The organism is Marinomonas colpomeniae, assembly GCF_014803385.1.
In the GTDB taxonomy this organism is placed as follows: Bacteria; Pseudomonadota; Gammaproteobacteria; order Pseudomonadales; family Marinomonadaceae; genus Marinomonas; species Marinomonas colpomeniae.
Genome location: NZ_JACYFC010000005.1, coordinates 12,171 through 32,582, shown reverse-complemented (window position 1 = coordinate 32,582; position 20,412 = coordinate 12,171). Strand labels below are relative to the sequence as shown.

General features: G+C 40.6%; 22 protein-coding genes. 16 read left to right on the top strand and 6 right to left on the bottom strand.

Annotated elements, in window-relative coordinates; translation table 11 throughout:
- Positions 1 to 22 precede the first annotated feature (22 nt).
- From eno to rpoS, 10 genes are all read left to right on the top strand, one after another.
- A complete protein-coding gene (gene eno / locus IF202_RS14465) occupies positions 23 to 1,324 on the top strand; it encodes a phosphopyruvate hydratase (protein ID WP_191595625.1) in 1,302 nt (433 codons plus the stop codon).
- Between the two features lie 108 nt (positions 1,325 to 1,432).
- Complete coding sequence (locus IF202_RS14460) at positions 1,433 to 1,711, top strand: FtsB family cell division protein (RefSeq protein WP_191595624.1); 279 nt, start codon at positions 1,433 to 1,435, stop codon at positions 1,709 to 1,711.
- Positions 1,708 to 2,439: a 2-C-methyl-D-erythritol 4-phosphate cytidylyltransferase gene (gene ispD, locus IF202_RS14455; protein WP_191595623.1), complete on the top strand. Its 732-nt coding sequence runs from the start codon at positions 1,708 to 1,710 to the stop codon at positions 2,437 to 2,439. Before IF202_RS14460 ends, ispD begins: the two co-directional genes overlap by 4 nt.
- Before the next feature lie 29 nt (positions 2,440 to 2,468).
- On the top strand, positions 2,469 to 3,005 hold the full coding sequence (ispF, locus tag IF202_RS14450) for a 2-C-methyl-D-erythritol 2,4-cyclodiphosphate synthase (protein ID WP_191595791.1): 537 nt from the start codon (positions 2,469 to 2,471) through the stop codon (positions 3,003 to 3,005).
- Positions 3,002 to 4,096, top strand: a complete 1,095-nt coding sequence (truD, locus tag IF202_RS14445) for a tRNA pseudouridine(13) synthase TruD (RefSeq protein ID WP_191595622.1) — start codon at positions 3,002 to 3,004, stop codon at positions 4,094 to 4,096. The genes ispF and truD overlap by 4 nt, the downstream gene beginning before the upstream one ends.
- Positions 4,074 to 4,820, top strand: coding sequence for a 5'/3'-nucleotidase SurE (gene surE, locus IF202_RS14440; protein WP_191595621.1), 747 nt, complete (start codon positions 4,074 to 4,076; stop codon positions 4,818 to 4,820). The genes truD and surE overlap by 23 nt, the downstream gene beginning before the upstream one ends.
- Positions 4,817 to 5,482, top strand: coding sequence for a protein-L-isoaspartate(D-aspartate) O-methyltransferase (locus IF202_RS14435; RefSeq protein WP_191595620.1), 666 nt, complete (start codon positions 4,817 to 4,819; stop codon positions 5,480 to 5,482). Before surE ends, IF202_RS14435 begins: the two co-directional genes overlap by 4 nt.
- Positions 5,475 to 6,395, top strand: coding sequence for a DUF368 domain-containing protein (locus tag IF202_RS14430; RefSeq protein ID WP_191595619.1), 921 nt, complete (start codon positions 5,475 to 5,477; stop codon positions 6,393 to 6,395). Before IF202_RS14435 ends, IF202_RS14430 begins: the two co-directional genes overlap by 8 nt.
- Positions 6,396 to 6,437: 42 nt before the next feature.
- Positions 6,438 to 7,280, top strand: a complete 843-nt coding sequence (locus IF202_RS14425) for a peptidoglycan DD-metalloendopeptidase family protein (protein WP_206705513.1) — start codon at positions 6,438 to 6,440, stop codon at positions 7,278 to 7,280.
- 31 nt (positions 7,281 to 7,311) lie between these two features.
- Positions 7,312 to 8,310, top strand: coding sequence for an RNA polymerase sigma factor RpoS (gene rpoS, locus IF202_RS14420; RefSeq protein ID WP_191595618.1), 999 nt, complete (start codon positions 7,312 to 7,314; stop codon positions 8,308 to 8,310).
- A 60-nt stretch (positions 8,311 to 8,370) separates the two neighbouring features.
- Here rpoS and IF202_RS14415 read toward each other — a convergent pair whose 3' ends face one another.
- Positions 8,371 to 9,840 (bottom strand): AhpA/YtjB family protein, encoded by a 1,470-nt coding sequence (locus tag IF202_RS14415; RefSeq protein ID WP_191595617.1) that lies wholly within the window; start codon positions 9,838 to 9,840, stop codon positions 8,371 to 8,373.
- A gap of 146 nt (positions 9,841 to 9,986) precedes the next feature.
- Between IF202_RS14415 and serB the strand changes: the two genes are divergently transcribed.
- The gene (gene serB / locus IF202_RS14410) at positions 9,987 to 10,895 is read left to right on the top strand and encodes a phosphoserine phosphatase SerB (protein ID WP_191595616.1); all 909 of its coding nucleotides are present in this window, start codon (positions 9,987 to 9,989) and stop codon (positions 10,893 to 10,895) included.
- Between the two features lie 126 nt (positions 10,896 to 11,021).
- Here serB and IF202_RS14405 read toward each other — a convergent pair whose 3' ends face one another.
- From IF202_RS14405 to moaA, 3 genes are read right to left on the bottom strand one after another with little or no spacing between them, the layout of a single operon-like run.
- The gene (locus IF202_RS14405) at positions 11,022 to 12,215 is read right to left on the bottom strand and encodes a molybdopterin molybdotransferase MoeA (RefSeq protein ID WP_191595615.1); all 1,194 of its coding nucleotides are present in this window, start codon (positions 12,213 to 12,215) and stop codon (positions 11,022 to 11,024) included.
- 5 nt (positions 12,216 to 12,220) lie between these two features.
- On the bottom strand, positions 12,221 to 12,760 hold the full coding sequence (gene moaB / locus IF202_RS14400) for a molybdenum cofactor biosynthesis protein B (protein ID WP_191595614.1): 540 nt from the start codon (positions 12,758 to 12,760) through the stop codon (positions 12,221 to 12,223).
- 12 nt (positions 12,761 to 12,772) lie between these two features.
- Positions 12,773 to 13,768: a GTP 3',8-cyclase MoaA gene (gene moaA / locus IF202_RS14395; protein ID WP_191595613.1), complete on the bottom strand. Its 996-nt coding sequence runs from the start codon at positions 13,766 to 13,768 to the stop codon at positions 12,773 to 12,775.
- 176 nt (positions 13,769 to 13,944) lie between these two features.
- Here moaA and IF202_RS14390 point away from each other — a divergent pair, with 176 nt between their 5' ends.
- The gene (locus tag IF202_RS14390; protein ID WP_456238049.1) at positions 13,945 to 14,808 is read left to right on the top strand and encodes an acyl-CoA thioesterase domain-containing protein; all 864 of its coding nucleotides are present in this window, start codon (positions 13,945 to 13,947) and stop codon (positions 14,806 to 14,808) included.
- Between the two features lie 31 nt (positions 14,809 to 14,839).
- On the opposite strand, the gene queG is transcribed toward IF202_RS14390, so the two are convergent.
- Both queG and IF202_RS14380 read right to left on the bottom strand, forming a co-directional pair.
- Positions 14,840 to 15,913 (bottom strand): tRNA epoxyqueuosine(34) reductase QueG, encoded by a 1,074-nt coding sequence (gene queG, locus IF202_RS14385; protein WP_191595612.1) that lies wholly within the window; start codon positions 15,911 to 15,913, stop codon positions 14,840 to 14,842.
- A 61-nt stretch (positions 15,914 to 15,974) separates the two neighbouring features.
- Positions 15,975 to 16,235: a hypothetical protein gene (locus tag IF202_RS14380; RefSeq protein WP_191595611.1), complete on the bottom strand. Its 261-nt coding sequence runs from the start codon at positions 16,233 to 16,235 to the stop codon at positions 15,975 to 15,977.
- Positions 16,236 to 16,675: 440 nt separating this feature from the next.
- On the opposite strand from IF202_RS14380, the gene IF202_RS14375 reads away from it, so the two are divergent.
- The 4 genes from IF202_RS14375 to IF202_RS14360 all read left to right on the top strand — a co-directional run bounded on the left by IF202_RS14375 (position 16,676) and on the right by IF202_RS14360 (position 20,394).
- Positions 16,676 to 18,388, top strand: coding sequence for an acetolactate synthase 3 large subunit (locus tag IF202_RS14375; RefSeq protein WP_191595610.1), 1,713 nt, complete (start codon positions 16,676 to 16,678; stop codon positions 18,386 to 18,388).
- A 1-nt stretch (position 18,389) separates the two neighbouring features.
- On the top strand, positions 18,390 to 18,881 hold the full coding sequence (ilvN, locus tag IF202_RS14370; protein ID WP_191595609.1) for an acetolactate synthase small subunit: 492 nt from the start codon (positions 18,390 to 18,392) through the stop codon (positions 18,879 to 18,881).
- Positions 18,882 to 19,552: 671 nt separating this feature from the next.
- On the top strand, positions 19,553 to 19,840 hold the full coding sequence (locus IF202_RS14365; RefSeq protein ID WP_191595608.1) for a hypothetical protein: 288 nt from the start codon (positions 19,553 to 19,555) through the stop codon (positions 19,838 to 19,840).
- A gap of 29 nt (positions 19,841 to 19,869) precedes the next feature.
- Positions 19,870 to 20,394 carry a hypothetical protein gene (locus IF202_RS14360; RefSeq protein WP_191595607.1) on the top strand — a complete coding sequence of 175 codons (525 nt, stop codon included), beginning with the start codon at positions 19,870 to 19,872 and terminating at the stop codon, positions 20,392 to 20,394.
- The last annotated feature ends 18 nt before the right edge of the window (positions 20,395 to 20,412 follow it).

Below are 20,412 nucleotides of genomic sequence, written 5' to 3'. Positions count from 1 at the left end.
CATATATTTAAAGAGGTTTAGTATGAGTAAGATTGTTCAAGTTAAAGGCCGTGAAATCATGGATTCACGTGGTAACCCAACGGTAGAAGCTGAAGTTCATCTTGCTGATGGTTCTATCGGTATGGCTGCAGCACCTTCTGGTGCATCTACTGGTTCTCGTGAAGCTCTTGAATTACGTGATGGAGACAAAGCGCGTTATTTAGGTAAAGGTGTTCTTAAAGCGGTTGCTGCTGTAAATGGCCCAATTGCTGAAGCCCTAACTGGTAAAGATGCATTGGCGCAAGCTGAGCTTGATCAGATCATGATCGACCTAGACGGTACTGAAAACAAAGCTAAATTTGGTGCAAATGCTATTTTGGCGGTTTCTTTAGCTGCAGCTAAAGCGGCTGCAATTTCTAAGAAAGTGCCTCTTTACGTTCATATTGCTGACTTAAACGGTACACCTGGTGTTTACTCTATGCCTCTTCCAATGATGAACATCATCAATGGCGGCGAGCATGCTGATAACTCTGTAGATATCCAAGAATTCATGATCCAACCTGTTGGCGCTGCTAACTTCCGTGAAGGTCTACGCATGGGGGCTGAAGTATTCCATAGCCTAGCTAAAGTACTTAAAGCTGACGGTCACTCAACGGCTGTTGGTGATGAAGGTGGTTTTGCTCCTAATCTTGAGTCTAACGAAGCTGCACTTGCTGCAATCGAAAAAGCAGTTGCAAATGCGGGTTACGTATTAGGTAAAGACATCACTTTAGCGATGGATTGTGCTGCATCTGAGTTCTACGACAAAGAAGCAAATATCTACGATCTTAAAGGTGAAGGTAAAAAATTCACTTCAGAAGAATTCAACTTCTTCTTACAAGATCTTACTAACAAATACCCAATCGTTTCTATCGAAGATGGTCTTGACGAGTCTGACTGGGATGGTTTCGCACACCAAACTAAACTAATGGGTGATAAAATCCAATTAGTGGGTGACGATCTATTCGTAACAAACACTAAGATTCTTAAACGTGGTATCGACAACGGTATTGCTAACTCAATCTTAATCAAGTTTAACCAAATCGGTTCTTTAACTGAAACGTTAGCTGCAATCAAAATGGCTAAAGACGCTGGTTTCACGGTTGTTATTTCTCATCGTTCTGGTGAAACTGAAGATTCAACAATTGCTGACTTAGCTGTTGGTACCGCTGCTGGCCAAATCAAAACTGGTTCATTAAGTCGTTCTGATCGTGTTGCTAAGTACAACCAACTTCTACGTATCGAAGAAGCGTTAGGTTCAAAAGCACCTTATAACGGTCTTAAAGAAGTGAAAGGTCAAGCGTAATATTAGCTTGATTTGAAAAAGGGAGAACTTGGTTCTCCCTTTTTTTATATTTTTTTAACCTGATTTCTTTAATAATAGATAATCTTTTTTTAGGTCATTGAGGATCTTATGGCGCGTTTGTTATTAGCCTTTTTTGTTTGTGTTATTGGTTATCAGGCCTATCACTTGTACTTCGGTGATCAGGGGATAAAACGACAAGAAGAATTAGCGAAGCAAATTGCCTATCAAGAACGAATTAATCAGCGTTTGAGACATCGCAATGATGCTCTTAGAGCCCAGGTTGAAGACCTTAGACTTGGAAAAGAAGCTGTGGAAGAGCATGTTCGCACCGAACTTCAATATGTAAAAGAAGGCGAAGTCTTTTATCGTATGGTGAATAAGCAATGACTCGGCCTTTGTGGGTAATTATTCCTGCGGCGGGAGTTGGTCAGCGTATGCAAGCTGATTGTCCTAAACAATATTTATCGCTTGCTGGGCAAAGTATTTTAGATCGAACCATTGCTATTTTTATAACTCACCCATTAATTGCTGGCGTGGCAATTGGTATTAGTAAAGAAGATTCTTATTGGCCAGAGTCAAAATGGCACCAGCATGATTCTATTCACACTTTTTCTGGTGGCAAAGAGCGCAGTGATACCGTTCAAAAAGGGCTACAGTGGTTGCTTGAGAAGACAGGTGTTAAAGAGCAAGATGTACTGGTGCATGATGCTGCTAGACCTTTACTTACTCAGGGTGCATTAGATCAAATTATTCTCCATAACTCTCCCCAAGGTGCGCTTTTAGCTATGCCGGCGAGAGATACTGTTAAACTTCAACGGTCAGGGTATCAGACTGTCGAAAAAACGTTAGACAGAAATTTAATATGGTTAGCTCAAACGCCACAAAAGTTTTCTTTAGGTAAGCTTTTAGCCGCTTTAGAACAGACTAAAATAGATAATGTCACTATTACGGATGAGTGTTCAGCCATGGAGTATATTGGCTGTCATCCTGATTTTTTAATGGGTGAAAGTAGTAATATTAAAGTGACTTTGCCAGAAGACCTGCTTATTGCTGAAGCTCTTTTTTCTTATCTGTTTCATTCTGATCTGAATATAGGCATAAATTCAGATAAATAAGCGCAATTGATCGCACAGGAGTAGTTATGATGATGCCATTTCGAATCGGCCATGGTTTTGATGTTCACAAGTTTGGTGAGGGCGATCATATAGTCTTAGGTGGTGTTTCTATCCCTTATACACAAGGTTTGATTGCTCACTCTGATGGTGATGTCGTATTACATGCGTTAACTGATGCTTTGCTAGGTGCTGCTGCTTTAGGTGATATTGGAAAACACTTTCCGGATACTGATGCTTCGTTTTCAGGGGCAGATAGTCGAATTTTATTGAAACTTGCTTATACAGAAGTGGCTTCGTTAGGTTTTATTGTTGGCAACGTAGATGTCACTATTATCGCCGAAGCACCTAAGATGCGTCTGTATATTGACTCTATGCGAGCTAACATAGCCGAAGACTTGAAGGTCGATATTAGTGCAATTAATGTCAAAGCAACGACAACAGAGAAGCTTGGTTTTATAGGTCGTAAGGAAGGTATTGCTGTTGAGGCTGTCGCGCTGATTTTTAAACCGGATAACTTTAATGAAGCTCCCTTGAATCAGGGGCTCTTTAGCCAAGGTGAAGTATGAATACTGAATGGCGATACGCTTGGTCTAAGCCTGCTATCACAGGGGACCTGAAAACCTACGTACAAGACTTTTATGTAGAAGAGCAATTAGGTTTTGAGCCTGATGGAAAAGGTGAGTTTTGCTTTGTATTTGTTGAAAAAGCGGGTGTGAATACAGACTTTCTAGCAAAGCGATTAGCGCAAGTAGCAGGTATACCTCCTGAAAAGGTAACCTATAGTGGTGTTAAAGATCGCCACGCCTGCACTCGTCAATGGTTCTGTTTACATGTTTTGAATAAAGAACCTGATTTTTCAAATCTTGAAGAAGCGTTTAGAGAGCCTGAAAGTGTTCGAATTGTTATGCAAGTACGACATTCTAAAAAACTTCGTATGGGTACGCACTTTGCCAATCGTTTTTTAATTCGGTTACGAGAAATTGAAGGGGATATAAATGAGCTTGAAGCTCGTTTGCATCTTATTAAAGAGGGTGGGGTGCCAAATTATTATGGTCCACAGCGCTTTGGCATTAATGGAAATAACTTACACCACGGTGAAGCTTTTGTACTGAAGGGTCGCCAGAGCCGACGTAAATTATCTAAAACAGAATCATTCTGGTTGTCAGCCATACGTTCTTGGTGTTTTAACCAATCTTTAAGTGACCAAGTTGAAAACGGTATGTGGGCACGTTTATGTGATGGTGATATTGCACAATTTCAGCGCAAAGATGAGCAGTTTCGCGCCAAAAATATAGAGGCTTTAATTCATCTTAGTGTAATACGTGGAGAGATTAGCCCTGTGCTGCCATTAATGAGTGCAGGCTGGGAAGCGGGAACGGGTCCGCAGCGTGAAGCGGCAATTAAAAATACGTTATTGGAGAGCGCAGGGTTACTAGAAGGGTTAAATAGTTTCGATCTTTCCAGAGATAGCCGATTGGCTCGCCTAGTACCAATGAATATGGCGTGGGAATTGCTAAACGATACAGAAGAGAAAGCTCAGTTAGTTGTTGAGTTTTCTTTAACAAAAGGCTGTTTTGCGACCAGTATACTACGCGAAATGATCAACTTTACGGACAAAGCAGCAGAGAAACATCATGAGAGTTTTGATCGCCAATGATGACGGTTTAGATGCCCTTGGTATCCAAACATTAGCGAAGCACTTACAAGGAATATACGATGTATTGGTTGTAGCTCCAGACCGTAATCGTAGTGGAGCTAGTAACTCTTTAACACTCACTCGTCCTCTGCAACCTATTGAAGTTGCTGAGCATCATTATCGTGTTGATGGAACGCCAACGGATTGTGTGAATTTGGCCTTGTCTGGAATGATTGACGGGCACGTAGATTTGGTCGTGTCTGGCATTAATCATGGAGCAAACCTAGGTGACGATGTTATTTATTCTGGTACTGTCGCGGCAGCAATGGAGGCTCGACATTTAGGTCGTCCTGCTTTAGCTGTTTCTTTAGTCGGCAATCAACATTTTGATACGGCTGCCAAAGTTGTTATACAGTTGCTAAAAGACTCAAATACACTGGCTTTGCCTACTGGTATTTTATTGAATGTGAATGTGCCTGATGTACCTTACGATGAGTTAAAGGGAATACAGGTAACTCGTCTAGGTTATCGCCATAAAGCGCAAGCGCCTATTTCTGCTCAGCATCCTAAAGGCTTGGCAAGTTTTTGGATTGGAGCCTTGTCAGAACCACATGATGTCTCTGATGGTACGGATTTTTGTGCAATTGAAAATGGTTATGTATCTATTACACCTATACATACGGATATGACGTGTTATGACGCACAATTACCTCTTGAGCAATGGGCCGAAACTGTAAAATTATGAGCCAATACGATCTTAATGGATTAGTCACAAATACCGAACCTAAAGCGTCTAGAATGATTGATCAGCTCAAGGCGCAGGGAGTGACTCATCCTGAACTGCTGGAATTAATGGCAAACCTTCCTCGTCATGAATTTGTTGAATCGGCATTTTCACATTTGGCTTATTCTGCAACGCCACTCCCTATCGGCCGTAATCAAACTATTAGTCAACCGCTTACTGTTGCAAGAATGACTGAGTGGCTCTTAACCTATGCTCGGCTTGGCCGAGTCTTAGAGGTGGGAACTGGCTCTGGTTATCAAACTCGAATTTTAGCGCATTTTTTTAATAAAGTTCATACGGTTGAACGACAAGAGTGGCTTCATGAATTAGCTAAAAAGCGTCTGTTATCAATGGGCGTTAATAATGTTGAGTATTTATTTGGTGATGGGCAAGCCGGATGGCCTCATAAAGTTGAGATGGATGCCGTTATCATTACAGCAATGGCAAGTAAAATTCCATTAGCTTTGACTAGCTGCCTTAAAGAACAGGGCATTTTGATTATGCCTATTGATCACCCTAGTCCGCAGATTGGTTGTTGGCGTAAAGAGGGGGATCGTTGGAAATGTTTGGGAACTGAGTCTGCACACTTTGTTCCTTTGTTGGAAGGAATAGAAAATGTCTAAATGGCTTAAAATATATTTGAGTGGCTTATTAATGGGGGCTGCGGATGTTGTTCCCGGTGTATCTGGTGGAACCATTGCTTTCATTTTAGGTGTCTATGATCGATTAATTTCTGCTTTAAGTGGCGTGAACAAAAACAGTTTGAAAATGTTATTTAAAGGTGATGTAAAAGGATTATGGCACCATTTCGATGGTACTTTTTTACTGTTTTTAGGTGGTGGGATTTTAACTAGTATATTCCTGTTCGCAGGTCTGATAAGCCATTTATTAGTAACTTACCCTATTTATTTATGGAGCTTTTTCTTTGGACTTATTTTGGCTTCGGCGTATTTTTTAATTAATCAAATAGAAGGCTTTACTTGGCGTCACCTTTGTATTCTCAGTATTGGTGTGTTGATTGGTGCGGCCCTTTCCTTGTTGATACCTGTTCATCTGAATACGTCACTCACAATGGTTTTTTTCTCTGGTATGGTCGCTATCTGTGCAATGATTTTACCTGGTGTTTCGGGTAGTTTTTTGCTGCTTATGATGGGGATGTATGGAGTCATAATATCAGCGATTAAGAATTTAGATTTCTTGGTAATGATTGTTTTTGCAATTGGGGCTTTAATTGGATTATTGAGTTTCTCTAAAATACTTAACTATTTATTACGTCATGTAAGGTCAATGACATTATCTTTTCTTACAGGTGTTATGTTGGGTGCTTTAGTAAAGGTCTGGCCATGGAAAATAACGGATGTTTGGGGAGTGGTAGGAGATAAAAAAATACCATTACAGGAGCATTTAGTACTTCCTTGGGATATGCCTAACTTCTATTTTCTGACAGATTTCATTTATCCCATCGTATGTATTTTTATTGGGCTATTAAGCGTTTTACTTGTTTCTTACATATTTTTACGAAATGAAGACAAATAAAAATAATTTACAGTTAACTGATTATTAGGGTAGAAAACTATCTTGTACAGATTCTTTAAATATCATGATTTAACAAGGCTAACTTGGCCAATAAGTCGGTTTGTTTTTTTATGCTTTTTATTAACTGGATGTTCTTATGATGTACTCCATTATTCAACCAAAAGTAACCGAACTTATGACTCCAGTAGTGCCAAAGTTTCTTCGGTTCCTGCTTCTGGATACCATAGAGTTCAGAGTGGTGAGACCTTGTTTTCTATCGCTTTTCGTTATGGTCTAGATTATAGAGAGTTAGCTCAGTCGAATCGTATTCCTGCGCCTTATGTTATTTATCCTAAGCAAAAAATTCGTTTATTAGGTACGAAAAAATCTATTTCTAATGCGTCAAATAACTCAACAAAAACAACTAGATCAACCTCACCTGTAGTCACTAGTACACCTACTACGACTAAGTTGCCAAGCAGAACTAAACAGCCAATAAAAGTAGCTGAAAAAGATACAAAAGATGACAAACCTGTGGGGAATTGGTCTTGGCCTGTTGACGGTGGTGTCACTAGGGGGTTTTCAAATGCTGGTGTTAGTAGTAAAGGTATAGATATCAGAGCCGCTGAAGGCGCTTTGGTGAAGGCAGCAGCAGACGGAACTGTCGTATATGCAGGTAATGGTCTTATTGGATACGGTAACCTTGTTATTGTGAAGCACAACGATGTTTATCTAAGTGCTTATGCATATAACGAACGAATATTAGTCAAAGAAAAACAAAATGTGAAAGCAGGTGATTCTCTTGCTGTGATTGGCGGTAAAGGTGAGGATAGACCTTTACTTCATTTTGAGGTTCGTCGAGACGGACAACCAATAGACCCATTAAATGTGTTGCCCAAAAAATAATTAAGCGATATGAGCGTTTTAAGGAGGGGACATGAAATTAGCCAACATGGAAAAAGAAATAACTAAAGTACCCACTGCAGGAGATTTTAATCTCGACACACGGATTGGCGCTTATGATGAAGAAGGCGTTGATGAAGAGTTTGAATCGGCGGTTAGCGCAAGATATGCAGAAGAAGATGTAGGAAGAAACCTTGATGTGACTCAACTTTATTTGAGTGAAATCGGTTTTTCGCCATTATTGACTGCTGAAGAAGAAGTGTATTTTTCTCGCCTTTCTCTTAAGGGTGACGAGAAAGCTCGTAAACGTATGATAGAAAGCAATTTACGTTTGGTTGTCAAAATATCACGTCGTTATTTGAATCGAGGCTTGTCTTTATTGGACCTTATTGAAGAGGGCAATTTAGGACTTATTCGTGGCGTAGAGAAGTTTGACCCAGAGCGCGGATTCCGCTTTTCAACCTATGCTACTTGGTGGATTCGACAAACCATTGAGCGCGCCATCATGAATCAAACTAGAACGATTCGTTTGCCTATCCATGTAGTGAAAGAGCTCAATGTATATTTAAGGGCCGCACGAGAATTAACTCAAAAATTGGATCACGAGCCAAGCCCTGAAGAAATTGCAGATATGCTTGACTGCCCAGTTGAAGACGTTCAAAAGATGCTTCGACTGAATGAGCGTGTCAGCTCTATAGATGCTACGTTCGGTGGGGAAAACAACGATAAGAGCCTTGTAGAGGTCTTAGCAGACGATATTCATCAAGGCCCAGAAGCAGATCGACAAGACGGTGATGTACTTCAAGGTATAGAACATTGGCTTGATGAGTTGAGTGATAAGCAACGTGATGTTATTACTCGTCGATTTGGCTTACGAGGACACGAAGCTAGTACTCTCGAACATGTCGGTGCAGAGATTGGATTAACGAGAGAGCGTGTACGTCAAATTCAAGTGGAAGCACTGCGCAAGCTGCGTTTGATAATGGACAAAGAAGGCCTTTCACTAGATGATGTCATTAGTTTAGATAGCTAATGAATTGTTATTGATTAGTTATAAAAAAACCCGTCCGACGGGTTTTTTTATAACTAGTCTTTATTCTTCAGAACCTACAATTTGACTGATATGTTGTTGAATTTGTTTCTTATATTTGTCCGACATACCTTTGACTTCATAAGCCAAAATCTCTTTATCTTCCACTTCTATTATTTCAGGAAGACCAGAAAAAACGCGATTTTGTATATGTGGTAATGTAAAAATGTCATTACTAATAACTAGTTTGTTGATACTTTCTGACTGGCTCATTTGAACTATATTCTGTATTAGCGTTTCTATTTTTTCAGGTTCAAAAGTATCTTCTTTTACCATATGAGTAACATTGGTATTGCCTTGGTGAAGTCCTAAATGGAAGTTTAGTTTTGGCGTATCCGCGTAAAGCTCATTCTCTAATAACTTGTCTATTAATCCTAAAAATAATTGAGCAGTGCTGACGGCATCTATATAAAGGTTATCTTCACTATTGATGGCGCTGAATAAGATGATGGCGGAATCATTTTTATATTGATGTACTTGTCCTAGGTAGGCTTCACTCGCTTGGAATATAGCTCTATATATAGGCGTTAATAAGTTAGAGACTTGCAGAGGTGTCATACCCTCATGCCATTTTTCTAGATTAAGGATATCAAAATAAAGAATACAGCTGCGTTGTTTTGACTCTTCAAAAATAGCATCAAAGTTAATTTCAAATTGCGCTTCTGTTGGAGTTTTTGTCTCTGTTAGATCGTTTGTACCTAATTGCTCTGTACTTAATAAATCGGTTTTAAGTGATGCTTCAACAGGCTTAGTTAATGCCTTTTTCGGTCGTTTTATATGTTGGATCTTAGACACAGCATCACATACCTCTCTGCCTTCTTTATACATAGGTGCTGTAATAGAAGAAATTTCATGACCTAAAGTATAAGAGACTAAAGCGTTCGCTGCTTGGCTGATTGGGTTAAATAGCCATTTTGTGACTAAGGTGATAACCAGCAAGGCAATCGCACAGATGAAAATGGCGACACCAATAAGTAAATGGTTTAGATGCTGTAAGGTTGCTTGAGCAGGTGTTTTATCTAGCGTGATAAGTACATGCCCGACAATCTCATCTCTGAATTTTATGCTAGAGCTGTATACTCGACGTTTATCGTTTAAACGAAAGTCTTGTTCTGATTGAGTTCCTGCGGAACCACTGTCTGCTTCAGCGAGTAGCTCATCCTTCTTGTTGTAGACCCGAGCGCTTAAGATGTTGTCGTCCACAACTAAACGATTGAGCAGTACATTTAGGCTTAATAAGTCATTAGTTAGGATTGATTGTGTCGCGTTAAACGCAGCCTGAGTAGCTAGGCTACTGCCTAAAACCTCAGTTTGTTGAGATAAGTAATTGCCTAATGCATTGGTCATTGTGTACCAAAAAATGCATACGGTAAGAATCATCAATGAGACAAAAGTAGTAATCATGATTACTGAAGCGCTTAACCTTTTGCGTATAAAAGGACTAAGGGTCTTCGTTTTTGGTTGGGTGTCCATTCACTTCCTTTGGGATAAGACGTCGAACAATTACTGAAGTATACACATCATAACGGCTGTTTTCTGAATTCTTTAAAGTAGAACAGGTGCTTAGCGAAAAGAAAACGATTTGCTATAGTAGGCGTCTTATTGAATTAGGAGTGTTTATGTCTGCCAGTATTACCCTTATTGGTTCTTTGAACCCTGAATACTTAGAGCAATTTAATGTGTGGCTAGACAAACGCGGATTAAGAGGATCGACTTGTTTGTTAACAGACAATAAAGATCCTATTACCGTTTCACAAGTAACACTAGACAATGTTGCTGATGACAGCTTAATAAAAACAGAATTACTAGCTTTGGCTGATGAAACTGGGATTGATCATATTTATCAATCCAGCATGTTAGATATTCGTACAGCTGGTGTTGCTGTGTTTGATATGGACTCAACTCTTATTAAAGCAGAAGTAATGGATGAGCTTGCTGTGGAAGCTGGCATTGGTGAGCAAATTTCTGCGGTGACGGCCAATGCTATGCGTGGAGAAATTGATTTTGTTGAAAGCTTTGTTCAACGCCTCGCGCTACTTGAAGGTCTGAGTAGTGAAGTGATGGATGGTGTTTATAATAGAATCCAGCATATGGATGGCATTTCTACTCTAATGGCTGTCTTACATCATTATGGATGGCATACGGCTGTTCTATCTGGTGGTTTTACGTATTTTGCAGATCGTGTACAGGCAGAATATGGCATGTCGGAAGTTCATGCGAATGTACTGGAAATTAACAATGGCGCATTAACCGGCAAGCATCTAGGTCCAATTGTCGATGGTGAGCGTAAGAAAGTGCTATTGACGAAAATTGTAGAGCAGCAACAAGTCGACTGGAAACAGACGATTGCTTGTGGTGATGGAGCCAATGACCTTCTAATGTTGAATCATGCCGCTTTAGGTGTGGCTTTGCATGCTAAACCTTTAGTCAGAAAGCAAGCGCCATGCCCGATGAATAATTTAGGGCTAGAAGGTATTTTGTATTTGTTAGGAATGACGTCTGCCGAGATTCGAGAGTTAGTCGCTTAAGTGTTTTGTCTGCTTCATATCTCTTCGTTTTCTCACCTTTTTCGACGTCTGATGAGACTATAAATAGCGTACATTTTATTTAGTGCACTATTTATAGTCCAAAAGAGTAATGGGAAAAGAATGAAATTAAAATCCAGAGAAAGGATAGAAAGAATAAGAACAACCGTATTCAATTGGCGTGTTTGCTTTGATGTGTAGGTAGCCTTGGCTCTCACAGGCTGCAAGCAAGGCACCTGAGCTTTGTTGCGGGTGAGCGTATGCCAATCCATCCTCTCCAATAGAAACACGTAAAAACTCATCACGCTGAATGGTTTTACTACGGTTAAAACCGACGTCTACAAGATAAGATTGAGGCAGCTCGGCTTTTTGGCCCGAACAAATAGACAATAAAAGTCTAGCGAACCAATGGTAAGTAACGAGTGTCGAGCTTGGATTTCCCGGTAAGCCAAGGAAAGGCACGCCTTCTAATGTTGCATGAACAAGTGGCTTGCCTGGCTTAATCGCAATTTTCCATAAATGCACAGTGCCAAGCTTCTCTAACACACCTTTCACATGATCTTCTTCACCGACTGAAACACCACCTGATGAAAGGACTACATCACAAGATAGCATTAATGTTCTTAAAGCTGTTTCTGTCTCCTCAAGTGTGTCCTTTGCGTGTAAACACCGAGTGACTTCATGGCCAGCTTGAGTCACTAGTGCACTCAACATTGGGCCGTTAGAATTAAAAATTTGACCTGCTTGTAGTTGTTCTCCAGCTGGAATCAGTTCGTCACCTGTGGTCAATATGCCAACACGTAATGGTGCATAAACACTGATGTCAGTAATGCCAAGACTAGACAATAAGCCAATGTGCATAGAGGTGATTTTGTCCCCAGCTTTTATCACCGTTTGGCCAGCTTTTATATCTTGGCCTTTAGGGCGAATGTTATTGCCTTGTTTGGGTTGTTCATCAAATATTGCTTTACCGTTAATAAGCTGAACATTCTCTTGCATGACAACGGTATTGGCACCAGCGGGAATACTTGCACCAGTGAAAATACGCGCGCATGTTCCAGATGTTAGTGGTTGAGTTACCTGACCTGCTGCAATGCGTTGACTAACAGTGAATTGCTTCCCCGCTTGCCAATCTTCAATGGTTAAAGCATAACCATCCATCGCACTGTTATCGTGAGGAGGTACAAAAATCTCTGCAACAATATCTTGTGACAGAACTCTTCCAATCGAATTTGATAATCCAATTGAATGATCGGCAACACGAACGCTGGCCTTCTGCTTTATTTCCTCTAAAGCATCGTCAAAAGAAAGTAATGTAGACATTCGGTTTAAGCCTCGTGTTGATTTGATTCATAAGGACCTATGAGCATGCTGACAAAGTTACAAGGACGATGTGATGCGTTGAGTTGCTCCTCTAAGATGCCGTTCCATGCGGTTTTACATGCACCTGTTGAACCCGGTAAGCAAAAAACAAGCGTTTGATTGGCTAATCCCGCTACGGCACGAGATTGAATGGTTGAAGTACCAATTTCTAGGTATGAAATATGTCTAAACAATTCACCAAAGCCTTCGATGGTTTTATCGAATAAAGGCATCATGGCTTCTGGTGTACTGTCTCTTGAATAGAAACCTGTGCCACCGGTAATTAAAACAACATGAGTGTCCTTGTCTGCAATCCATTGTGAAACAACGGCACGCATTTGATACACATCGTCTTTAACTAAGGTTCTTTCTTGTAGTGTATGTCCAGCGGCCTCTAGCAGCTCAATTAATGCATTACCAGACGTGTCTTCAGCAATGGTTCGAGTGTCAGAAACCGTTAAAACGCTGATGTTTAATGGACGAAATGGAGTAGGTGTTTTAGCCATGGGGTTCCTTATTTAGCCTCCTGTTGCGCTCATAAAGCGTAAAATTTGAGGGGCTTCATCTAGATTAAAGTGATGTTGTTGAGGTTTAAGTGCAAGCGCTTCAATTATGGCGCTTTCTAATGCGCCTGAGTTTGGTGATGTATTGCGAATAACACTTTTTAAATCTTTAGAGTGTTCGTTGCCTAAGCAGAGTAATAATCGGCCTTCAACAGTGAGCCGAATTCTATTACAAGTATCACAAAAATTATGACTATGAGGTGAAATGACGCCAATTTTGTGACTTGACCCATCAACATGGTAATAGCGTGTTGGGCCACCAGTCTTAATATCGCTTGGGGTTAGTGAGTAATGCTGACTAAGTTGATCAATGACATCATCACTGGATAAATAGGTTTCTGCTCGATTATGGTCACTAATGGCGCCTAAGGGCATTTCTTCAATAAAGCTGATGTCCATGTTTCGGTCGAGTGAAAATTTGGCTAGATCATATAGCTCATCGTCATTATGATTTTTTAACATAACAGCGTTAATTTTTACCCGTTTAAATGGAAGCTGGCTAGCGACTTCAATGCCATCAATCACTTGTTGAAATTTGTCTTTTCGTGTCAACGCTAAGAAACGATCTCGTTTTAAAGTATCGAGGCTGATATTGATTCGTGATACGCCAGCATTGAGCAAGTCTTTTGCCATTTTAGAAAGTTGAGAGCCATTAGTGGTTATGGTTAGCTCTTCTAAACCTTCTGTATTGGCTATTTGTTCCAGAGCCCATAATACATTTTTACGGACTAATGGCTCTCCGCCTGTGATACGAATATGCTTGGTGCCCATAGCGATAAAGGTTTTTGCTACATGGACTATTTCTTCTAAAGATAAGATGTGTTCTCTTGATAAAAAAGAAGCATCTTCGTCCATGCAATAGGTACAGCGGAAATCACACCTATCGGTAACCGAAATGCGTAAATAGTCTATTTTTCGACCAAATGGGTCGATTAGAGCGTCCGTTATCAAAAAATCACCTCGCAAGATAGGTGACTATCAAAGCAAAAAACGCTCTATTTAGCAAAGTAGTAAAAAGATTTAAATAATATTTATTAATGCTATTTTCAATCTAGGTGAATTTCTTATTAAAGCACTCGTAAAAAAGGCGCCATAATACAGATGTTTTTATTTAACATAGGAGAAACATGTTGAATCAAGTTGTAGGTAATCTGATAGATTTGTTGAAATTGGAACGTGTCTCAGAAAACCAATTTATTGGTCGGAGTCAGGACATTGGTTATCCAAAATTATTTGGCGGTCAAGTTGTGGGACAAGGCCTTAGTGCAGCGGCTCAAACTGTAGAAGGGCGGTTTCCCCATTCCCTACATTGCTATTTTCTTAGACCTGGAGACACGATTCACCCTATTGAATATGATGTGGAAATAGTTCGTGATGGTGGAAGCTTTAGCGTAAGACGTGTAACAGCATCACAAGCAGGCAAAAGCATTCTTGTGATGACGGTATCCTTTCACATAGTAGAAGTTGGGTTAGATCATCATGAAACTATGCCTAATGTGCCTGGACCTGAATCATTTCAATCTGAATTATCGCTTTATAGAAAACATGCCGATGAAATTCCAGACAAGGTTAGGGCGCTGTTTACAGCAGAAAGGCCAATCGAATATCGAATCGTTGAAAATCATAACCCTTTTCGACCACGGCCAGGTATTGCGAAACGTCATATGTGGATTCGCAGCGTAGCGGCACTACCAGATGACGAATTAGTGCATCAATCTATGTTGGCTTATACAACCGATTATGGGTTTATTGAAACGGCACTAACACCTCACGGAATTTCAATTGGCAATCCTCATCTTAATATTGCGAGCTTAGATCATTCTATTTGGTTTCATCGACCTTTTCGTTTAGATGATTGGCTGCTCTATGTGGCAGAATCTCCTTCGACGAGCGCATCTCGTGGTTTTGTACGTGGGCAAATATTTAATAGAAAAGGGGAGCTGGTCGCGTCTACCGCTCAAGAAGGGTTACTAAGGTATCTTCCTGAATAGGATTGGTTAATCTTAGTTGTTAGTTCTCTTGCTAAGAATGATGCTGTGCAAGCGCCCAGACTATATGTTCCTTTACCAAATCGGATGCATGGGGGAGGGCGTTTTCTAGTGTCTTAATGGTTGCGTTATTGGTTGGTGCATTACCTAAGGCAACCGCGATATTCCTTTGCCAGTTCTCGTAACCCGTTCGTCTAATCGGAGAACCTTCGGTGTTTTTTAGAAAAGTTGCTTCGTCCCATTCAAATAATTCAATCAAATCAGCAGAATCTAAATTATGTCTTGGTTGAAAATCGTCTTCTTCCGTGTGTTTCGCAAATTTAGTCCATGGGCAAACTAACTGACAATCGTCACAGCCAAAAATACGATTTCCCATTTTGCTACGCAAAGGTTCTGGGATAGCGCCTTTGTGTTCAATGGTTAAGTAAGAAATACATTTACCAGCATCCAGCACCCAAGGTTCAACAAATGCATCTGTTGGGCATTGTGTGAGACAAGCTGTGCAACTTCCGCAATGTCGAGTTTCAGTTGGTTTATCAACAGGAAGAGGGAGGTTAGTGAATATTTCTCCCAGTAAAAACCAGCTACCCGCTTTCGGAGTAAGTAATAACGTATTTTTCCCAATCCAGCCCATGCCAGCTTGCTCGGCAATTTGGCGTTCTAATATTGGTGCACTGTCTACAAACGCACGATAACCGTGATCACCCACTTCTTGCTCGATTTTCTTAGCTAATTGAGTAAGGCGCTTACGAATAAGTTTGTGATAGTCTCGGCCTAAGGCATAACGAGCAATGTAAGCTTTTTCTTTGGTTTTTAAGCGCTCAACTGTTTCTACTGACTGAGGTAAATAATGCATACGTAGGGAAATAACGCGACGGGTGCCAGGGTGAAGTTGTTCTGGGTAAAACCGCATATCACCATGATTAGCTAGGTAATCCATTCCTGCGTGATATTGTTTATCAATCCAGTTATTAAACTCATCCTTATATTGGGCTAAATCAGGCTCAACAATACGCGCTTCGGCAAAGCCAAATTCGACAGCCCATGATTTTATGTCATCGGTGAGTGTTTGAAGATCATTTGGATTAGATAAGTGCGTAGGAAGCAAGTGAATACCGAAATAGTCCTCACTAGGTTGGTGTTATCAACCAAGTGAGGAGGATCGTGAATTAGTAAAGCTGAGAGTCGCCTTTTACCACATCCATCAACAGTTTGATGAACATGCGATCAGCGTCTGTATGATCTTCTTGAATTTTCAATGTCGTTTGGCTCGACACTTCTTCAGCGATGCGTTCGTAAGCATTAGGTTCATTGATATTTTCTTTCGCAATGCGAGTCAATTCACCAGCAAGTTCAGGGTCCATAAGCATTTTACGGAAGCAGCGTAAAAATTCGTCAATAACGCGTTGTTTGTTGAGCTCATTAGCCATGTTAAAACTCCTTATCAAATTATTTGGCTATGACACCATGAAGTGTGGGTTAGAGCAAGTATTTATCGTTGTTCTAGGTGCTTTGTGTTGACAAAGACAAGGTGCAAAGCGAGAATGTAAGCCTATATAAATCGACGCCACCCTGTCGATGCATCCTTTTTATGAGCCACTAGCTCATCTCAATCAGATTCATTCTGATTAAGCACAAGTATCAGATGACGCAATACTGTTGTCTCATGCTTATCCTCGCGAAAAGACGCGGGCAGTGTAAAAACTGCGATTTATTGCGTTTGAGTGCTCCTATTTTAGTATCTTATTTAGTAGTTTCCTCAGTTAGTTTTGCAAACATCGTTCTATCAACTTTAATCTGCTTGTCTTATGCGGTTACAATAGCCACATTAAAAATAAAAGACAGACGAATACTATAGAGGGTAAACAAGGTGGAGTTATTATCTGGTGGTGAAATGATCGCCCGCTTTCTCAAAGATGAGGGAGTTGAATACATTTACGGTTACCCAGGTGGTGCCGCACTTCATATTTACGATGCATTGCATCGACAGACTGCGGTAAAACATATTCTGGTTAGGCACGAACAAGCGGCAACGCACATGGCAGATGGTTATGCGCGTGCGACGGGTAAAACCGGTACGGTACTTGTAACGTCTGGACCAGGTGCAACTAATACGGTAACAGGTATCGCAACTGCCTACATGGATTCCATTCCAATGGTGATTATTTGCGGTCAGGTTATGAGTTACCTGATTGGTGAGGATGCTTTCCAAGAAACTGACATGATTGGTGTTTCTCGTCCTATAGTCAAACACAGCTTCACCGTTAAGCACCCTTCAGAAATTCCGATGATCATGAAAAAGGCTTACTACATTGCCAATTCAGGTCGACCGGGTCCTGTCGTTATCGATATTCCAAAAGATATGGCTGTACCGAGTGAAAAATTCGAGTACGTCTATCCTGAAACGGTCTCTTTGCGTTCTTACACGCCACCAACAAAAGGCCACAGCGGACAAATTAAAAAAGCGGTTGATTTATTGCTAGCAGCCAAACGCCCGATTATTTATGCTGGCGGTGGTGTGATTATGGGTGGCGCATCTGAGCTACTTATAAACCTTGCAAAATCTCTTAATGTTCCAGTAACAAATACTCTAATGGGTTTAGGTGGCTATCCTGGAACCGATAAGCAATTTGTTGGTATGTTGGGAATGCACGGTAGTTACGAAGCAAACATGACCATGCATCACAGTGATGTGATTCTAGCCGTTGGTGCTCGTTTCGATGACCGTGTAACGAACGATCCAGACAAATTCTGCCCTAGCGCTAAAATCATCCATATAGACATTGATCCAGCGGCTATTTCTAAAACGATTCGAGCAGACGTTCCAATTGTTGGCCCTATTACTCAAGTATTAGAAGAAATGTTGTCGTTAACGAAGGGCGAAAGTTCTAATACGGAAGCATTGGTTAGCTGGTGGAAGCAAATTGAAGAATGGCGTGCTGTTCATGGTGGCCGCTACGATACGAGCAGTGACAAGATTAAACCACAAGCGGCAGTTGAAGCTTGCTGGCGAGCAACTAAAGGCGATGCTTTTGTTGCGTCTGATGTAGGTCAGCATCAAATGTTTGCTGCTCAGTATTACAAGTTCGATAAACCTAATCGTTGGATTAACTCTGGCGGTTTAGGAACAATGGGCTTTGGTCTTCCTGCTGCAATGGGCGTGAAGTTAAACTTTCCAAAAGAAACCGTTGTATGTGTAACAGGCGAAGGCAGTATTCAAATGAATATTCAAGAGCTTTCAACCTGCTTACAATACGGTTTGCCTGTTAAAATATTATGTTTGAATAATGGTTATTTAGGCATGGTTCGCCAATGGCAAGACATGAATTATGAAGGTCGTTACTCGAACTCATTCATGGACTCTTTGCCAGATTTCAAAATTCTTATGGATGCGTATCGTCATAAGTATGTTGAGATCCGAACAAAAGACGAGCTTGATAGCAAAATGGAAGAAGCGTTTGCAATGACAGACAACCTAGTCTTCATTAACTGTTACGTAGATCCAGATGAACATGTGTATCCAATGCAAGTGCCTCGTGGTGCAATGCGCGATATGTTCTTGAGCAAAACGGAGCGTACTTAATATGAGACACATTATATCTGTATTAATGGAAAACGAGCCGGGTGCTTTGTCGCGTGTTGTAGGTTTGTTTTCTCAGCGTAACTTTAACATCGAATCATTGAACGTAGCCGCGACGGATGATCCAACCTTGTCACGCTTAACGCTAACCACTTATGGTTCCGACCAAGTGGTTGAGCAAATCACCAAGCAGCTTAATAAGCTTATTGATGTGATTAAGTTGGTCGATCTAACAGAAGGCGCGCACATTGAACGTGAGCTAATGTTGGTGAAAGTGCGTGCAACGGGCGCACAGCGTGCCGAAGTGAAACGTACTGTCGATATCTTCCGTGGTAGCATTGTGGATATGACACCGTCTATCTACACCGTTCAACTTGCGGGCGAGTCAGATAAATTAGATGGTTTCCTTCAAGCATTGGGTGGCGCTCATTTGCTAGAAGTGGTTCGTACTGGTGTATCTGGTGTGGCACGTGGTGAGAAAATTTTAACGATTTAATTCCTTTTTAAATCAATAAATTAAAAAACCGCTAGGATGTGAATCGTAGCGGTTTTTTTGTGCCTGTACTTTGGGTTCCATCCAAACGCTTTGTATTCATAAGCATCTTTCCGTCCTACTAGCGAGGACCTAGTTGCTTCCTCTTTTACTTCAAGGGGAAGACTAAGGATGGGGTTCTTAGGGTACTAGCCCATGGGGTAATTGAACAAAGCAAATTTCACTGTGTTATATTGCCGTTTGACCTCACTCGTTCAATTCACTTTATCTTATCTGTAGGCGATATAGTGGGGCAAACTGTGTTTGATTCCGGTTGATTATCATAATAGTTTAATTGTATTAACCAGCTGACTATTTTTTAATTAACCTATTCATTGCTCGTTTTTCCATATTTAATAATTCGATTATGCGCGTTTACACTGGTAGGAAATAAAAAAGTCTACTAATATCAATGATTAAGAATTCTACGCGTAGAGATAACGCGCTGTGGATAAAAGTGATAACGCGCACGCTCGTTTATCCATTTTTGAATTTTGTGAATAATTTTATAAAATACTGAAAATTCAGTTAGTTATAGGGATATTTAGAGGGTTTTGAAAATGTGTAAACGCGCATGCGCACTATTAAAATGTTAGGCGTTTCAAGCGTAAAGCAAGAATTTAGAGTGAGAATAGATGGATAGATTTAAACCTGATGAGCTAGAGCGTAGAGTTGATGAAGTTCTGTATTATAAATGGGACCCAATTGGTATAAATCATTACGTCTCTGCGCGAGCAGAATATCGACCTTATGTATCTTCTATACTGCAAATCCTGAAACTTGGCGATTCGGTCAAGCTCATCGAAAAAATGCAAGATATCGAAAGAAATAGTATGGGTCTAGAGGGTGAAGAAAGTAATGCTAGAGAAATTTCAGAGTTACTTCTAAGCCATAAAGAGGCAATAGAAAATGGCCATGCCTAACAATACGTGTCAGTCGGACAGTTTGTTCCGTGGCTCCTTTTGCGCGGGACGCTACGCTTGCACAAAAAGCCACTCCACAAACTGCCGCTGCACTCGGCGTTAGACGGCAAGGAGCATCGATGTATCCCAAAGATAAATATGAGTGGAAAGTTTTTCTTGCTGGTCTTGCGTGTATTTTATTTGGCTTTGCCTTGTCATTTATTAAATCAGATTGGCAATGGTTGGAAAGATCAGGCTCTCTCATAGTTATTGTTGCTTTATGCTTTTTCTGGCGCGACAGGGTTGATAGAGATGAAGAGTTCATCCAAAAGATGGCAGATTATGAGAGAAAGTGTAAAGAAACCTTGGAGCCAATAACCTCTGAAACAGATTTCTCAAAAGTAAAGTTAGTACTTTATTACAACGTGGACGAAGAGAAAGCTAAAAATCGTATACAAGCACAGCGGAAAAGGTATACACATATTGAAGTAGGGCTTGCCGTGATTGGTACGTTCATTTGGGGTTATGGTAACCCTTTAGCAAGTATATTTTACAGCTTTTGCAATGGCGTCTAACAAAGCCATCAATTTGAC

Excerpts from the sequence above, each read along its gene's own strand:
- IF202_RS14390 (WP_456238049.1), top strand. The coding sequence starts at position 13,945 with ATGTTGAATCAAGTTGTAGGTAATCTGATAGATTTGTTGAAATTGGAA.
- IF202_RS14430 (WP_191595619.1), top strand. The coding sequence starts at position 5,475 with ATGTCTAAATGGCTTAAAATATATTTGAGTGGCTTATTAATGGGGGCT.
- eno (WP_191595625.1), top strand. The coding sequence starts at position 23 with ATGAGTAAGATTGTTCAAGTTAAAGGCCGTGAAATCATGGATTCACGT.
- IF202_RS14415 (WP_191595617.1), bottom strand. The coding sequence starts at position 9,840 with ATGGACACCCAACCAAAAACGAAGACCCTTAGTCCTTTTATACGCAAA.
- ispD (WP_191595623.1), top strand. The coding sequence starts at position 1,708 with ATGACTCGGCCTTTGTGGGTAATTATTCCTGCGGCGGGAGTTGGTCAG.
- moaB (WP_191595614.1), bottom strand. The coding sequence starts at position 12,760 with ATGGCTAAAACACCTACTCCATTTCGTCCATTAAACATCAGCGTTTTA.
- surE (WP_191595621.1), top strand. The coding sequence starts at position 4,074 with ATGAGAGTTTTGATCGCCAATGATGACGGTTTAGATGCCCTTGGTATC.
- serB (WP_191595616.1), top strand. The coding sequence starts at position 9,987 with ATGTCTGCCAGTATTACCCTTATTGGTTCTTTGAACCCTGAATACTTA.
- IF202_RS14460 (WP_191595624.1), top strand. The coding sequence starts at position 1,433 with ATGGCGCGTTTGTTATTAGCCTTTTTTGTTTGTGTTATTGGTTATCAG.
- truD (WP_191595622.1), top strand. The coding sequence starts at position 3,002 with ATGAATACTGAATGGCGATACGCTTGGTCTAAGCCTGCTATCACAGGG.
- IF202_RS14435 (WP_191595620.1), top strand. The coding sequence starts at position 4,817 with ATGAGCCAATACGATCTTAATGGATTAGTCACAAATACCGAACCTAAA.
- IF202_RS14405 (WP_191595615.1), bottom strand. The coding sequence starts at position 12,215 with ATGTCTACATTACTTTCTTTTGACGATGCTTTAGAGGAAATAAAGCAG.
- IF202_RS14365 (WP_191595608.1), top strand. The coding sequence starts at position 19,553 with ATGGATAGATTTAAACCTGATGAGCTAGAGCGTAGAGTTGATGAAGTT.
- ilvN (WP_191595609.1), top strand. The coding sequence starts at position 18,390 with ATGAGACACATTATATCTGTATTAATGGAAAACGAGCCGGGTGCTTTG.
- rpoS (WP_191595618.1), top strand. The coding sequence starts at position 7,312 with ATGAAATTAGCCAACATGGAAAAAGAAATAACTAAAGTACCCACTGCA.
- IF202_RS14380 (WP_191595611.1), bottom strand. The coding sequence starts at position 16,235 with ATGGCTAATGAGCTCAACAAACAACGCGTTATTGACGAATTTTTACGC.
- ispF (WP_191595791.1), top strand. The coding sequence starts at position 2,469 with ATGATGCCATTTCGAATCGGCCATGGTTTTGATGTTCACAAGTTTGGT.